Here is a 14,116-nt window from a genome sequence, read left to right as displayed (position 1 = left end):
GGGGCGGGCCACCGGCGTTTTCGCCAGGGCGGGCCGGCGGGCTAGCGGGTCAGGGGGAGCAGGCGTTCCGGGCCGTTGGCCGGTTCTGATCGCAGCTTCTTGCGCAGGGTCGTCTGCTTGTTCGACAAGGTGCCCGGGGCCGCCTTCGGGGGGATTCCCTGGACGGTTGTGCCCGGGGGGACCGGGGGGTCGTACCGGGTGGGGGCCGTGCGCAGGGTGAGGGCCGTCGCGCCGACGAGCGCCGCCGTGAACGCGATCGCCGCCCGGGTCCAGTAGCGGGCACGGCGCTCGCCGCCCGCACGGACGGCCGGGGCCCGGGCCGCGCGCAGGCGCTCCGCCGAGGCCACCTCGGCGAGGCGCTGGTGCAGGACGGCGGGGTCGGCCAGTTGCGGCAGGGCCGCGGCGACGGCCTCACGCGCGTGCAGGAGGCGGTTCGCCGCCGCCCGCGTGCTCGCCTCGGTCTCCGCCGCCGTCTCCGGCAGGTCGAGGCCCACGCCGTCGTAGAGGAGGAGCGTGCGGCGGTACGCCGGCGGGAGGGTGAGGAGTACGGCGAGCAGGGCACGGTCCGCGGCGTCGGCGGGCGGTGGTTCGGGATGCCGGAAGCGGGGACGGAACCGGTGCCAGGGGGAGAGCGCGTACTCGTACGCCGCCGCCCGCACCCAGCTCGGCGGGTCGCGGTCGACGGCCACCTCGGGCCAGCGCTGCCAGGCGAGTTGGAAAGCCCGTTCGACCGACTCGCGGGCGAGTTCGCGGCGGCCGCAGAGGAGGTAGGTCTGCCGTACGAGGGCGGAGGAGCAGAAGGAGTAGAGGGCGTCGAAGGCCTGAGGGGGTGTCGGGTTCTTCACGCGTACGCCTCCCGCTGGCGGCGGCGCCGGGAGCATTTCCGTACGAAAAAGAACATAACCGTATATTGAGTGACACGGCGATGGTTCGCCCGTTACGCCGGGAAAGCGCGTGTCGTTGGGACCATGGCGGTCGTGACCCGGATGCCTGCTCGTCGAGCCTTCCCGTCCCTGCCGTCCTTCCTGGCTCCCCTGCCCGCGCTGTCCTCCCGGATGCGGGACCGCTCGCCCGGTCTCGTCGCCGCCGCGGTGGGCGGGGCGCTGGCCGCCGGGCTCGGGCTCGGGGCGTTCGCCGTGCTGGTGATGGTGCTGTGGATCAGTTCGCCGTATCCCGACAGCGGACCGAGCGGGGCACTGCATGTCGCCGCCGCGCTCTGGCTGCTGGCGCACGGGGCGGAACTGCTGCGCACCGAGACGCTGTCCGGGATGCCCGCGCCGGTCGGCGTCACACCGCTGCTGCTGCTCGTGCTGCCGGTGTGGCTGGTGCACCGGGCGGCACGGGACGCGGTGGACGACACGGGCGGGATGGCGGCGCCGGGGGCCGGCTCGATGGGGCCACCGGTGAGCGCGCGGACGGCCTGGGCGGGGGTCGTGCTGGGCTATCTCGCCGTGGCCGCGGGGGCGGCCTGCTATGCGGCCGGGGGTGCGCTGCGGCCCTCGTGGACGTGGACGGTGGTGTGTGTGCCGGCGGTGACCGTGGTGGCGGCGGGGGCGGGGGTGTGGTCGGCGTGCGGGCGCCCTCGTGAGCCGCTGGAGCGGGTGCTGCCGGGGTGGCTGGGGAGGGCCGTGTTCGGCGAGGGAGGGCCGGGTGGGGTGGCGGAGTCCGGTGGCCGGGAGCGGCGGGAACGGCGGGAGTGGGTCGGGGTGCGGGCCGCGGGGGCCGGTGCGGCGGTGCTCGTGGGGGGCGGGGCGCTGCTGGTGGCCGTCTCGTCGGTGTGGCACGCGGGCGCGGCCCGGGGTGCGTTTCTGCAGCTGACGGAGGGGTGGTCGGGGCGGTTCGCCGTGCTGTTGCTGTGTGTGGCGCTGGTGCCCAACGCGGCGGTGTGGGGGGCCGCGTACGCCCTCGGGCCCGGCTATGCGCTGGGGGTGGGGCATGCGGTGACGCCGCTGGGGTCGGATCCGGCGCCGCTGCTGCCGCCGTTTCCGTTGCTGGCGGCCGTGCCGGAGGCCGGGGCGGGGACCGTGTGGAACTGGGCGGCCGGGGTCGTGCCGGTCGCGGCCGGGGTGGTGGTGGGGGTGCTCGTGGGGGGTGCGGGGGCTGGTCGCAGTGGCGGGGTGGCGGAGGCGCGGGTGGACGCGTGGTCGCGGCGGCGGACCGTGGGGAGTGTGCTGGGTGCGGGCGTGGGATGCGCGGTGGTGGTGGGGGTGCTCGCGGGGCTGGCGGGCGGGCCGCTGGGGGTGGGGGCGATGGCCCGGTTCGGGCCGGTGTGGTGGCAGGTGGGGGGCGCGGCGGTGGTGTGGCTGGTGGGGGTGGGGGTGCCGGTGGGGTTGTGGGTGCGGAGGTGGCGGGGGCGGGGGGTGCGGGAGTTCTCCTGGACGGGGGTGGGGGCGGGAGCGGGGGGCGAGGGCCGGGAGGGGGGTTCTCCTCGGGAGGGGAAGGCCCGTGAGGAGTTCGGGAGTGAGCTGTACGACTTCGCGGCTGTGGCGGACGTCGAGGAGATCACGGCTGGCGTGGGAGGCGCGGACACCGTGGGTGGCGCTGGGGGCGCGGGTGCGGGGGAGGCGGGGTGGCATGGGGACGGGGCCCGTGAGGAGCGGTGGGCCGCGTTGCGGGAGGTGGCGGGTGAGGAGCGAGCGGGCGCGGAGCGAGCGGGTGAGGGGCGAGCGGGCGCGGAGCGAGCGGGTGAGGAGGGGGTGGGGCGGTGACCGTCGGGTGTGCTCGCCCCCGCCGCCCCTTCCCGTCCCGTCCCCGGGGGCTGTGCCCCGGACCCCCCTCGGCCCTGGACGGGCCTCGTCCTCAAACGCCGGACGGGCTGAATTCAGAGCCCGCCTCGCTCAGGTGTTCGCGCCCAGGATGCTCTTCAGTTCCTTCGGGAGGAGGTCGTCGCAGGACTGTCTGGCCTCAGTGGTGAGGGCGTCCTTGGTGCAGGTGTAGTAGTCGCGGTAGACCAGCTGGGCGGTGAAGGTGACGGCGACCAGGGCCAGGGCCAGGGACGCCGTGACGAGGCCGCTGATCGCGGCGGTCCGCTGGGGGCGGCCGGGAGGCTCGGTGGGGGCCGGGGCGTCCGGGTCGGGCGTGCGGGGCTTGGCGCGCAGGGCGCTGATGCCCCAGTTGAGGGCGAGGGCGCCCAGGAGCAGCGCCACGTACGGCCAGCCGAAGAGGACGAAGAAGAAGGCCCACATGCCGCACAGAAGGGCGTAGCGGGCGCGGCGCTGGGCCGGGTCCGTGGGGTCCCAGCGCGGGCCGGGGGTGGGGCCGGGGCCCTCGGGGCCCTCGCTGCCGGGGCGCTCGCCGAAGCCGCCGCCGGGGGAGCGGCCGGGCTGCTGGTCGCTCCACTGGTTGCCCCAGGGGGAGCGGCCTTCGGCGGGGGTGTCGCCGTCGCCGCCCGCCGGGCGCCGGGGCTGCCACGGGCGGTCGGGGGTGCCCTCGGGGGGAGGGGCGAACGGGTTGTCGTCCCGGCCGGAGGAGTCGGTCGAGGGGGTGTCCGAGGGGTCCCGGGGGGCGTCCGGGGGCGACGTCGGGCGCTCGCGCAGCAGGGCGCCGCGCTCCCCTCCCGGCACGGGCTGCGGGGGGAGCGTGTGGAGTCGCAGGCTGCGGTCCGGCATCAAGTGAGCGTCTTCCCCTAGGTGATACGGCTGTCTGAAGTGAGCTCTCGCACGGGGAACGCGCCGCACTGTCACCGCGTTCCCGGTCCCGCTCCTCGCAGACGCTACCTTCCGGCCACGCCCCCGTCCCGTGGGGGCCTCCTCGTGTGCCGGTATCGTTGCTGACGGTCGGCTGCTTCGTAGGCTTCCCCGTATCCGGGGGCCCGATGCATTCGTACGAAGGTACAAGTCGCAGGTGAGTCGCACGTGCTCGCCGACCGCGCGGAGCTGCTCCCCCGAGAAAGGGCCCCACCGTGGCCGCCAAGCCGTCCGTGGCCAAGCGCCTCGTCGTGCTCGTCTCCGGATCCGGTACGAACCTCCAGGCGCTCCTCGACGAGATCGCCGCCACCGGCGCCGAGGCCTACGGGGCCGAGATCGTCGCCGTCGGAGCCGACCGGTCCGGCATCGAAGGGCTCGCCCGTGCCGAGCGCGCCGGGATCCCCACCTTCGTCCGCAGCGTCAAGGACTTCGGGAGCCGGGAGGAGTGGGACGCCGCCCTCGCCGAGGCCGTCGCCGGCCACGAGCCCGATCTCGTGGTCTCCGCCGGGTTCATGAAGATCGTGGGCAAGGAGTTCCTCGCCCGGTTCGGGGGACGGTTCGTCAACACCCATCCCGCACTGCTGCCCAGTTTCCCCGGCGCCCACGGCGTGCGTGACGCGCTCGCGTACGGGGCCCGGGTCACCGGCTGCACCGTCCACTTCGTCGACGACGGTGTCGACACCGGTCCGATCATCGCCCAGGGCGTGGTCGAGGTCCGGGACGAGGACGACGAGAGCGCTCTGCACGAGCGCATCAAGGAAGTCGAGCGAAGGCTGCTCGTCGAGGTCGTGGGGCGCCTCGCCCGCAACGGCTATCGCATCGAGGGACGAAAGGTAGTTATCCAGTGACCGCCGAGAGCAACGCCAAGCGGGCGATCCGCCGTGCGCTTGTCAGCGTCTATGACAAGACCGGGCTCGAGGAGCTCGCCCGCGGGCTGCACGAGGCCGGCGTCGAGCTGGTGTCGACCGGCTCCACCGCCGCCCGCATCGCCGCCGCCGGCGTTCCCGTCACCAAGGTCGAGGAGCTCACCGGCTTCCCCGAGTGCCTGGACGGCCGCGTCAAGACCCTGCACCCCAAGGTGCACGCCGGCATCCTCGCCGACCTGCGGCTCGACAGCCACCGGCAGCAGCTGGACGAGCTGGGTGTGGAGCCCTTCGACCTCGTCGTCGTCAACCTCTACCCCTTCCGGGAGACCGTCGCCTCGGGCGCCTCCGACGACGAGTGCGTCGAGCAGATCGACATCGGCGGGCCGTCCATGGTGCGCGCCGCCGCCAAGAACCACCCGTCCGTGGCCGTCGTCACCAGCCCCGCCCGCTACGGCGACGTCCTCGCCGCCCTGAAGGACGGAGGCTTCGACCTCGCCGCCCGCAAGCGGCTCGCCGCCGAGGCCTTCCAGCACACCGCCGCCTACGACGTGGCGGTCGCCTCCTGGTTCGCCTCCTCCTACGCGCCGGTCGACGACTCGCGGTTCCCCGACTTCCTCGGCGCCACCTGGGAGCGGGAGAACACCCTGCGCTACGGCGAGAACCCGCACCAGCCCGCCGCCCTCTACGTCGACGGCAGCGGCGCCGGCCTCGCCAAGGCCGAGCAGCTGCACGGCAAGGAGATGTCGTACAACAACTACACGGACACGGACGCCGCCCGCCGTGCCGCGTACGACCACGACGAGCCGGCCGTCGCGATCATCAAGCACGCCAACCCCTGCGGTATCGCGGTCGGCGCCGATGTCGCCGAGGCGCACCGCAAGGCGCACGCCTGCGACCCGCTGTCGGCCTTCGGCGGGGTGATCGCCGTCAACCGCCCGGTCAGCAAGGAGATGGCCGAGCAGGTCGCGGAGATCTTCACCGAGGTCATCGTCGCGCCCGACTACGAGGAGGGGGCCCTGGAGGCCCTCGCCCGGAAGAAGAACATCCGGGTGCTGAAGGCCCCCGGCGCGCCCGCGAACCCCGTCGAGGTCAAGCCCGTCGACGGCGGTGTCCTGCTCCAGGTCACCGACCGGCTGCAGGCCGAGGGCGACGACCCGGCGAACTGGACGCTGGCGACCGGTGAGGCGCTGTCCGAGGCCGAGCTCGCCGAGCTGTCCTTCGCGTGGAAGGCGTGCCGGGCCGTGAAGTCCAACGCGATCCTGCTCGCCAAGGACGGTGCCTCGGTCGGCGTCGGCATGGGACAGGTCAACCGGGTCGACTCCGCGAAGCTCGCGGTCGAGCGGGCCGGCGCCGAGCGGGCGCGCGGCTCGTACGCCGCCTCGGACGCCTTCTTCCCCTTCCCCGACGGCCTGGAGATCCTTGTCGAGGCCGGTGTGAAGGCCGTGGTCCAGCCGGGCGGTTCGGTCCGCGACGAGCTGGTCGTGGAGGCCGCGAAGAAGGCGGGCGTCACGATGTACTTCACGGGCACGCGGCACTTCTTCCACTGATCCGCGTCCACCCGGAGGCGGGCGGCCCGGCACCTCGCCGGACCGCCCGCCTCCGTCCGCTCAGGTCAGCCAGACCCCGCACTGGCTCGCGGTGACCCACTCGTGGGAGCGGAACTGGTCGTTGGCGCCCACGCCGTTGCTGAGGGTGTTGTCGGTCAGGTTGTCCGCGAAGTACTCGTTCGGGGACAGACAGCCGTAGCCGCCCCGGTACCCGGTCAGCGACCAGAACTTGACCACGTCCCGGCCGCCGGTGAAGCCGGCGTTCATGACGGACGTCGCCGTGTCCCAGGCGCCCTGGAACCCGCCGCCCGCGGCGTTCCAGTCGTCGTCGTCGCCCGCGGTCGCCCCGAGCAGGGTGCCGGTGCAGTCGAGGTCCTGCCAGGCGTAGACGTTTCCGTTGCGGCCCGGCCACTTGCTGTTGCAGACGGTGGCCCGGGTGCCGGTCTCGGCCGCCTGGGCGGCCGTCGCGGGCACGCTCAGCCCGAGCGCGGTCAGTCCGAGGACCGCTGCCGTGATGGCGAACTTGCGCATGGTGTCTTCCCCTCGTTTCGTTGAATCTGTCGCACCACGTCAGGCGCGCTGCGGCACGATCCGTACCGCGCGGTCGTACGCCTGCCGCTGGAGGCGCCGGTAGGTGTCCAGCGCCTCGTCGTACCGGTCAGGAAGCCGGTCGACGTAGTGGGCCTCGCGGTCCGTGGCCACGGACCGCAGGGAGACGGAGCGGGCGCATCCGGCGTCGGCGACGGCGGTCGCGCGCTCGGCGGCGAACGCCTCGTCGGCGCGGGCCGGTCCGAGACGCGCGGTGTTCTGCCGCATCGCGTCCCGGGCCGCCTGCGGGTCCGCGTAGGCCGGACCCGACGTGCCCATGCACCGTGACCAGGCGGCCACCGCCGCGGTCAGCCGCCGGTCGCGCATCAGGTCGCCGGCGTACAGGGCGTTCAGACCGGTGGCGGTCTTGGAGACCCGGAACCACCGGCCGGGGTCCCCGTAGAGAGCCCGCTCGGCCTCTTCCGTGCAGCCGCCGAGGCGCTTGCGGACCTCGCGTCCGCTGCCCGGCAGCGTGGCCGACAGGATCCTGACCCGGGCGCCTCCGTCGAGCGCCTCGTCGAAGGCGGCCCGGCGGGCGGCGGACAGCCCCCGCCGGTACGCGGCGAGCGGGTGGTGCAGCCGCAGCCGTTCCTGGCGGGCGCCGATCCGGCCGCCGTACCCGTGGGCCCGTGCCCACGCCACGTCGTCCTGCACGTACCGCACCGGCATGTTCTCCCGCAGGGTGAGGGTGCGGTCCTCCCAGTACGTGAAGCCGTGGCGGGCCATGCACCGGGCCGTCAAGCGCTGCTGGGCGTCGGTGACGCGCAGCTCCTGCTGCCAGGTCAGCGGCTCGGGCCGGCCCCGCCCGGCGGGATCCGAGCCGTGCCCGCATCCGGTCGCGGCGGCCCCCGTCAGCGCCGCGACCGCGCACAGCGAGGCAAGTGCGCGCTTCATGGGACGTTCCCCCGTTCCCCCTGTGGTTCCCCGTCGCCGCCCGTCTCCGGTGCGGCACTCACACCATCGGGCAGTCCGGGGACGAGGGGTACCTCGGACCTCTGAGGGTCACTTCCGGCCCGGGGGCGTGTACTCCTGGAGCCAGTGGGCGACCTGCGCGGCGTAGGCGCGGTACGGCCCGGGCACGCCGCCGGCCTTGTTCACCACGCTCCAGGACGTCCGGTAGGCGGCGGCGACCAGGACCCGCCGGTCGCCGGGGAGGCCGGCGGACAGGCGCGGCGCGATCCAGCAGAGGTAGCGGCCCATCGCCGGGATCGACTCGGCCGGCGGGAAGGGAGGCGACGGGACGGTCTCCCCGGGGGTGCCGTCCTCGTTCATCCACCAGCGCAGCACGCGCGGGGTCCAGCGGGCGATGCCGTACTCGTCCAGGGCGGGATCGGAGAGGTCCGGGTCGAAGTCGCTCTCCACCTTCAGCATGGCCGCGATCAGCGGGGCGGTGACGGCCGGCTGGTCGCAGTCGTGCGCCGTCTCGACGATCAGCAGGCGGTACGCGGCGGGTACGCCCTTGTCTGTACGGAGGTCCTCGGCGCCGTACAGCGCGGCGCCGTTCACCGGCGCGCCCCGGCCCTTCGCGTCCCCGGCGGCGCCGTCACCGGCCCAGGTGGCGATGCCGTACCCGAGGGCCGCCACGGAGGCGGTGGCGAGGGCGGCGCCCAGGACGGTCGTACGGCGGGACGGGCGGCGGAACCGCGCACCGGTGGGGGACGTCGCGGTGACCGTCTCCACCCGGCGCAGCAGGGCCTCCGTGCCGATCCGGTCGGTGTGCGTGCGGGTCAGACAGGCCCCGACGATCTCCCGCCAGGCGGAGGGGAGTTCGGGGGACAGCCGCAGTACCTCGGTGCCACGGGCGTAGGCGACGGCCGCGTCGCGGCGGACGGTGGGGGTGCTGCCGGGCAGCGGGAAGGAGCCGGTGAGGACGAGGTGGGCGAGGACGCCGAACGCCCAGACGTCCGCCGAGGGCCGGATCCGGCGGCCGCGTTCGCCGATCTCGGCCCACAGCAGCTCGGGCGGGGTGTAGTCGGGGGTGGAGAAGGCGGGGGTGTAGCCGTGGGTGCCCTCCAGTTCGGCGGCCATGTTGAAGTCGGCGAGGCGGGCCGAACCGTCCGCCATCAGCAGCACGTTGGCGGGTTTGAGGTCGCCGTGCACCCAGCCCGCCCGGTGCAGCTGGGCCAGGCCCGCGCAGACCTGGGCGAGCAGCGCGGGACCGGCCGCGGGCACGGGCGTCCGCCCCAGCAGCGCCGACAGGGAGTCCTCGGCCTTCTCCAGCACCAGGACGGTGGCGCCGTCGAGTTCGGGGTGCGACGGGTCGTCCACGGTGAGGGCCTCGTAGAGGCGGACGAGCCGGGGACTGGTCAGGCGGCTCAGCAACTCCAGCTCCCGCTCGGCGAGTTCCCGCAGATGGGTGAGCTGGCGGGGGGTGCGGGTGCCGGTGGGCAGGAACTTGAGGGCGGCGCGTCCGGGCAGGTCGGGCGGTCCGGCATCGTTGTCGTCGGGGCGCCGCCGCGCCGCGTACACGCTGCCGAACGCCCCGGTCGCGATCGGCTCCCGCACCTCCCAGCGTCCGACCCGGTAGCCCCGGGGCACCCGGACGGCGTAGGCCTCGGTCACCGCACGGCCGCCGGCCCGGCCGACGGGGCCGGCGGCGCGGCCAGGACGCCGAGGTCGTCCTCCCGCACCAGGTCGAAGCGGAGTGCCAGGGAGACCAGCGCCTCCTTCTTGCCGTTGAGGCGGGGGCCCGGGTCCGCGGTCTCGGGGCCGGGTTTCAGGCGCAGTTTCACGGCCAGGTAGTCGATGTTCCACTGCACCGAGGTCCGGGAGGCGGCGGGCCAGCCGGGCCGCAGCCGGGCGACGACCTGGTCGACGGTGGGCAGCGGGGCGTGCGGTGCGCCGCGCAGCCGCGGCTCGCACAGGGCGGCGAGGACCGCGAAGTAGCGCTTGGTGCGGTCCAGGGAGAACGCGGGCGCCGTGGTGGCGCCGTCCAGACCCGACGTCGTCCCCAGGTAGTCGTGGCGCGGCGCCCACACCTCGACCGCCAGCAGGTCGCCCGCCGCGGGCAGCACCATCCGGGCGAACTCGAAGGGGACGGGCGCGTCCAGCCGGCCCGGCGCGACCTTGATGTGCTCGCCCGCGCCCTCCGGGTTCTCCACGACGTACGTCTGACCGCGGCTGAAGTTGCTCAGGGTCCAGAACGCGCCCCGCGCGGCGATCTCGCCCGCCCGCCGTGAGACGCCCTCGTGCGGGATCCGCAGGCCGTCGGCGCCGGCCGAGCGCCCGAAGCTCAGCCGTTCACCGGAGGCGAGCCGGAGTTGGCGCTCGAGGCCGCCCGGCCCGTGCCCGGGTTCCGGCGGAGGTACGACGATGATGCTGTACACGGTGTGTCTCCTGGTGGCCACCCGCGGTTACCGCCCCAGAGTGGGCGACGGGACGGGGCCGTGTCACGACACGACACGGCCCCGGCGAGGAATGGCGAGAAGACGCCCGTCGCGGTGCGGACGGGTCAGTGGCGGGGCCGGCTGAACCAGGCTCCGCCGCTGATCATCGCCGAGAGGATGGTGATGCCGAAGGCGAGCGAGATGACGCCGCCGAAGGCGCCCGCACCCGTTGCCATGGCGCCCCTGACGATGTTGACGACGCTGCCCAGGATCATCAGGGACGCGTAGACCATCGTCGTGACGCGGATGCCGCCGCGGCCGTTCCGCATCTTCACGCCGAGGAAGACCGACAGGCTGCCGAGCGCCAGCATCAGCAGCGCGACCAGGGCCACCACGCCGGCCGCCGCGTCGCCGCTGTCGTCCAGGGAGTCCGACGAGCCCGCGACCCCGATGAGGATGCCGAAGATCACCGCGGCCAGGAACTGGAAGCCCGCGAGGACGAACAGCAGCACCCGCGCGGTCTGCACGATGCCCGGCATCTGCATCGGCGCGCCGTAGCCGTAGCCGTAGCCCTGGGGGACCGGCGGCGCCTGCGGGTAGTGGTAGCCGGGCTGGCCCTGCGGAGCGGTGGGGTAGCCGTAGCCGGGCTGCTGCGGCGGCTGGCCGGGCTGGGGCTGCTGGGGCGGGCCGTAGGGGTTGTTCGGGTCGCCGAAACTCATGGCGTCACTTCCTCCGTCGGTGAACGAGTGCGGGGGACGACGGGCGGCCCACTGCGGAGGAAGATCAGAGTGCGGTGCGTCCCCCCGGTACTGCCCGCGGCACTGTGGCCCCAATCGTTCTGCAATGGCCGGTTTCTTGTCCAGCCGCATTCGGGTCCCGGATTGGTACCGGGGGCCCGTCATCCGGGAGGATGGGGTCATGACCGCCCAGATTCTCGATGGCAAGGCCACCGCAGCCGAGATCAAGTCCGAGCTGACCGCCCGCGTGGCGGCGCTGAAGGAGAAGGGCGTGACGCCCGGGCTCGGCACGATCCTGGTCGGGGACGACCCCGGCAGCCAGAAGTACGTCGCCGGCAAGCACCGCGACTGCGCCGAGGTCGGCATCGCCTCCATCCAGCGCGAACTGCCCGCCACGGCCACGCAGGAGGAGATCGAGGCGGTCGTACGGGAGCTCAACGAGGACCCGGCCTGCACCGGCTACATCGTCCAGCTGCCGCTGCCCAGGGGCATCGACGAGAACCGCATCCTGGAGCTGATGGACCCGGCCAAGGACGCCGACGGACTGCACCCGATGAACCTCGGCCGGCTCGTCCTCAACGAGCCCGCCCCGCTGCCCTGCACGCCCAACGGCGTGCTCACCCTGCTGCGCCGGTACGGCGTGGAGATCAAGGGCGCCGAGGTCGTGGTCGTCGGCCGCGGGGTCACCATCGGCCGGCCGATGCCGCTGCTGCTCACCCGCCGCAGCGAGAACGCCACGGTGACCCAGTGCCACACCGGCACCCGTGACCTGGCCGCCCACCTCAAGCGCGCGGACATCATCGTCGCCGCCGCCGGTTCCGCCCATCTGATCCGCGGCGAGGACGTCAAGCCGGGCGCCGCCGTCCTCGACGTCGGTGTCTCGCGCAACGCCGAGGGGAAGATCGTGGGCGACGTCCACCCCGACGTCCGCGAGGTCGCCGCCTGGATCTCCCCGAACCCGGGCGGCGTCGGCCCGATGACCCGTGCCCAGCTGCTCGTCAACGTGGTCGAGGCGGCGGAGCGCAGTGCGGACTGAGGACACCTCCGGCAAGGCCGAGGACGACATCGAGGTACGGGACCCCGTCAGCGCGGTGGACGCCGACGGGGTGGCGCGCCGCCACACCCGCCGCTTCCCCCTTTTCACCAAGGACACCGCGCGCCCCGAGGGCGCCGGAAGGGCCGCGTCGGGTGACGCCCTGGCCGCCCGCCAGTGGCCCATCATCGCGGTGTCGGGCCTGGTCGCGGTCGGTCTGCTGGTGACCGCGCTCGACCAGTTCCGGGCCGGCACGATACTGATCGGGGTCGCGCTGCTGGCCGGCGCGGTGCTGCGCTGGCTGCTGCCCGGCGTCGGCATGCTCGCCGTGCGCTCCCGCTTCACCGACATAGTGACCTACGCGGTGCTGGGCACCGTGATCGTCCTGCTGGCGATGATGGCCCAGCCGGACCCGTGGCTGCAGATACCGTTCCTGAAGGACACCCTGCACTTCACGGTCAGCAGCTGAGCGGCCGCGATCCGCGCGTACGGCGGCCCGTCCTCTCCCCCGAGAAGGACGGGCCGCCGTGCGCGTTCCACGCTGCCAAACGGTGAACCGCCTGTTCAACCGCTGTCCGGGCGCTGTGGCACGGAGGTGACCGTTCCGTGCCGGAGTCGCGCCCGCCCGCTCCGGGAACCGGGTGGCCGCCGGCTGTCGTCCCGTCCATCGGACCGACGAGGAGGTGGGCGGGATGGGCGCCTGGCAGCCGCTGCCGGACGGGCTGCCGCCGGAGGTACGGCACCTCGTGGAACGACTGCGGCAGCTCAAGGACGGCACGGGCCTCAGCCTGGCGGCGCTCGGCGCCCGCACCGCGTACAGCAAGTCGTCCTGGCAGCGCTACCTCAACGCCGTCCAGCCGCCGCCCCGGCAGGCCGTCGCCGCGCTGTGCCGGGTCGCGGGCCTGACCGACGCGGACACCGAACGGCACGTCGTGCGCTGGGAACTGGCCGTGGAGGCCTGGCCCCGCCCGGCCGCGGCGGACCCCGGCGACGAGTACGAGGACGACCCCACGGTCCCCTGGTGGGAACGACTGGAGGAGCCCGCGCCGGCCCGCCCCGCCGGACGGCTGCTCCTCTGCGCGGTCCTGCTGCTGCTCGCCCTGCTGCTCACCGTGGTCGGCGGAGCGGTCGCCTTCGGCTGACGGCCCGTTCCGGTGCCGCCCGTCCGCGTACCGGTCGTGCCGATACGTGGACAGTTTTCGCCTGTGTCCCGAATCGTCTGGACATCGGCGCTAGCGTGACCCGGGGGGGACTGGCGGAGTAAGGGGGGATCCATGCCTCGTCGGCGGAACCTGCCGGACGAACTCGACCCGAGGGTGCGGGAGTTCGTCGAGCAGTTGCGGAAGGTGGTGGACCGCGCCGGGCTGGGCCTCGGGGCGGTCGCGGACCGTACGGGGTACGGCAGGACGTCCTGGGAGCGGTATCTGGACGGGCGGCTGCTCGCCCCCAAGGGCGCGGTCATCGCCCTCGCCGAGATCACCGGTACCCCGCCCGCCCGTCTGACCGCGCTGTGGGAGCCGGCCGCACGCGCCTGGAACGGTACGGAGCCGCCGCGGGACCGGACCGTGGACGCCGGGGCCGGGCCCGCGGTCGGGGCCGCGCCGCCCGGCCGGGCGCGCGCCCCGCAGGGGGAGTTCGGGCCGCCGCCGTCCCAGGAGCCGCGGAGGGGGGCGGCCGGCGGCGGGCGGACGGCCCTGTTCCTCGCCGGCGTCCTCGGTGTGGTGACCGTCGTCGTGGGGGCGTTCCTGCTGACCGGCGGCGGGGAGCAGCGGCGGACCGCGGGCGCCTCCGGGACGCCCTCGCCATCGGCCCGCGCCGGCGCCGTTCTGCCCTCCGGGGTGCTGTGCCAGGGTTCCGGCTGTACCGGCAAGGACGCCGAGGCCATGGGGTGCGGCGGCGGCCTCGCGACCACGGCGAGGAGCGCGCCGGTCGGCCGGGCCCTGGTCGAGGTCCGCTACAGCCGGACCTGCGGCGCGGTGTGGGGCAGGGTCACGCAGGCCGTACCGGGGGACGTGGTCCGGGTGACCGTCGGCTCGCGCCGCGCGTCCGGGACCGTCGCCACGTCCGCCGAGACGATCGCGTACACCCCGATGATCGCGGCGGGGAGCGCGGACCGGGCGACGGCGTGCGCGGTGCTGGCCTCGGGGGAGGAGGGCTGCACCGGCTAGGGGGTGTTTCGAAAGTCCCGCACAGCACCCGCGGCGCCCGGCACGCACCCTCGCCGCACCGGACGAAGACCCAAGCAGCTCCGCTACGAGGGCCTTCGTCCGGCACGCCGAGGGCACGCACCGAACACCGCGGGCACCGCACAGGACTTTCGAAACACCCCCTAG

General features: G+C 74.4%; 14 protein-coding genes. 7 read left to right on the top strand and 7 right to left on the bottom strand.

Going from position 1 to position 14,116, the window contains the following annotated elements; all coding sequences use genetic code 11:
* Positions 1-41: 41 nt before the first annotated feature.
* On the bottom strand, positions 42-845 hold the full coding sequence (locus tag ACFY2L_RS16740) for an RNA polymerase sigma factor (RefSeq protein WP_390658239.1): 804 nt from the start codon (positions 843-845) through the stop codon (positions 42-44).
* Positions 846-968: 123 nt separating this feature from the next.
* Between ACFY2L_RS16740 and ACFY2L_RS16735 the strand changes: the two genes are divergently transcribed.
* Positions 969-2,708 carry a DUF6350 family protein gene (locus tag ACFY2L_RS16735; RefSeq protein ID WP_390822663.1) on the top strand — a complete coding sequence of 580 codons (1,740 nt, stop codon included), beginning with the start codon at positions 969-971 and terminating at the stop codon, positions 2,706-2,708.
* A gap of 129 nt (positions 2,709-2,837) precedes the next feature.
* On the opposite strand, the gene ACFY2L_RS16730 is transcribed toward ACFY2L_RS16735, so the two are convergent.
* Positions 2,838-3,608, bottom strand: coding sequence for a hypothetical protein (locus ACFY2L_RS16730; RefSeq protein WP_390658241.1), 771 nt, complete (start codon positions 3,606-3,608; stop codon positions 2,838-2,840).
* 293 nt (positions 3,609-3,901) lie between these two features.
* Between ACFY2L_RS16730 and purN the strand changes: the two genes are divergently transcribed.
* Positions 3,902-4,534 (top strand): phosphoribosylglycinamide formyltransferase, encoded by a 633-nt coding sequence (gene purN / locus ACFY2L_RS16725; protein ID WP_390822662.1) that lies wholly within the window; start codon positions 3,902-3,904, stop codon positions 4,532-4,534.
* A complete protein-coding gene (purH, locus tag ACFY2L_RS16720) occupies positions 4,531-6,099 on the top strand; it encodes a bifunctional phosphoribosylaminoimidazolecarboxamide formyltransferase/IMP cyclohydrolase (protein WP_390658243.1) in 1,569 nt (522 codons plus the stop codon). The genes purN and purH overlap by 4 nt, the downstream gene beginning before the upstream one ends.
* A gap of 60 nt (positions 6,100-6,159) precedes the next feature.
* On the opposite strand, the gene ACFY2L_RS16715 is transcribed toward purH, so the two are convergent.
* The 5 genes from ACFY2L_RS16715 to ACFY2L_RS16695 all read right to left on the bottom strand — a co-directional run bounded on the left by ACFY2L_RS16715 (position 6,160) and on the right by ACFY2L_RS16695 (position 10,732).
* Complete coding sequence (locus tag ACFY2L_RS16715) at positions 6,160-6,630, bottom strand: hypothetical protein (RefSeq protein ID WP_390658244.1); 471 nt, start codon at positions 6,628-6,630, stop codon at positions 6,160-6,162.
* 39 nt (positions 6,631-6,669) lie between these two features.
* A complete protein-coding gene (locus ACFY2L_RS16710; protein WP_390822661.1) occupies positions 6,670-7,581 on the bottom strand; it encodes a hypothetical protein in 912 nt (303 codons plus the stop codon).
* A 108-nt stretch (positions 7,582-7,689) separates the two neighbouring features.
* Entirely contained in the window at positions 7,690-9,249 is a 1,560-nt protein-coding gene (locus tag ACFY2L_RS16705; RefSeq protein ID WP_390822660.1) for a protein kinase, read from the bottom strand.
* Entirely contained in the window at positions 9,246-10,013 is a 768-nt protein-coding gene (locus ACFY2L_RS16700) for an FHA domain-containing protein (protein WP_390658247.1), read from the bottom strand. Before ACFY2L_RS16700 ends, ACFY2L_RS16705 begins: the two co-directional genes overlap by 4 nt.
* Before the next feature lie 125 nt (positions 10,014-10,138).
* Positions 10,139-10,732 carry a hypothetical protein gene (locus tag ACFY2L_RS16695; RefSeq protein WP_390658248.1) on the bottom strand — a complete coding sequence of 198 codons (594 nt, stop codon included), beginning with the start codon at positions 10,730-10,732 and terminating at the stop codon, positions 10,139-10,141.
* A gap of 199 nt (positions 10,733-10,931) precedes the next feature.
* Between ACFY2L_RS16695 and ACFY2L_RS16690 the strand changes: the two genes are divergently transcribed.
* From ACFY2L_RS16690 to ACFY2L_RS16675, 4 genes are all read left to right on the top strand, one after another.
* Complete coding sequence (locus ACFY2L_RS16690; RefSeq protein ID WP_390658249.1) at positions 10,932-11,786, top strand: bifunctional methylenetetrahydrofolate dehydrogenase/methenyltetrahydrofolate cyclohydrolase; 855 nt, start codon at positions 10,932-10,934, stop codon at positions 11,784-11,786.
* On the top strand, positions 11,776-12,252 hold the full coding sequence (locus tag ACFY2L_RS16685; protein WP_390658251.1) for a DUF3017 domain-containing protein: 477 nt from the start codon (positions 11,776-11,778) through the stop codon (positions 12,250-12,252). Before ACFY2L_RS16690 ends, ACFY2L_RS16685 begins: the two co-directional genes overlap by 11 nt.
* Before the next feature lie 223 nt (positions 12,253-12,475).
* Entirely contained in the window at positions 12,476-12,925 is a 450-nt protein-coding gene (locus tag ACFY2L_RS16680; RefSeq protein ID WP_390658252.1) for a helix-turn-helix domain-containing protein, read from the top strand.
* A gap of 132 nt (positions 12,926-13,057) precedes the next feature.
* Positions 13,058-13,951 carry a helix-turn-helix domain-containing protein gene (locus ACFY2L_RS16675; RefSeq protein WP_390822659.1) on the top strand — a complete coding sequence of 298 codons (894 nt, stop codon included), beginning with the start codon at positions 13,058-13,060 and terminating at the stop codon, positions 13,949-13,951.
* Positions 13,952-14,116: the final 165 nt, after the last annotated feature.

It is taken from the genome of Streptomyces sp. NPDC001381 (assembly GCF_042895685.1).
GTDB lineage: Bacteria > Actinomycetota > Actinomycetes > Streptomycetales > Streptomycetaceae > Streptomyces.
Note: the sequence above shows the minus strand (reverse complement) of the source record. Positions and strands in the feature narration are given on the sequence as shown.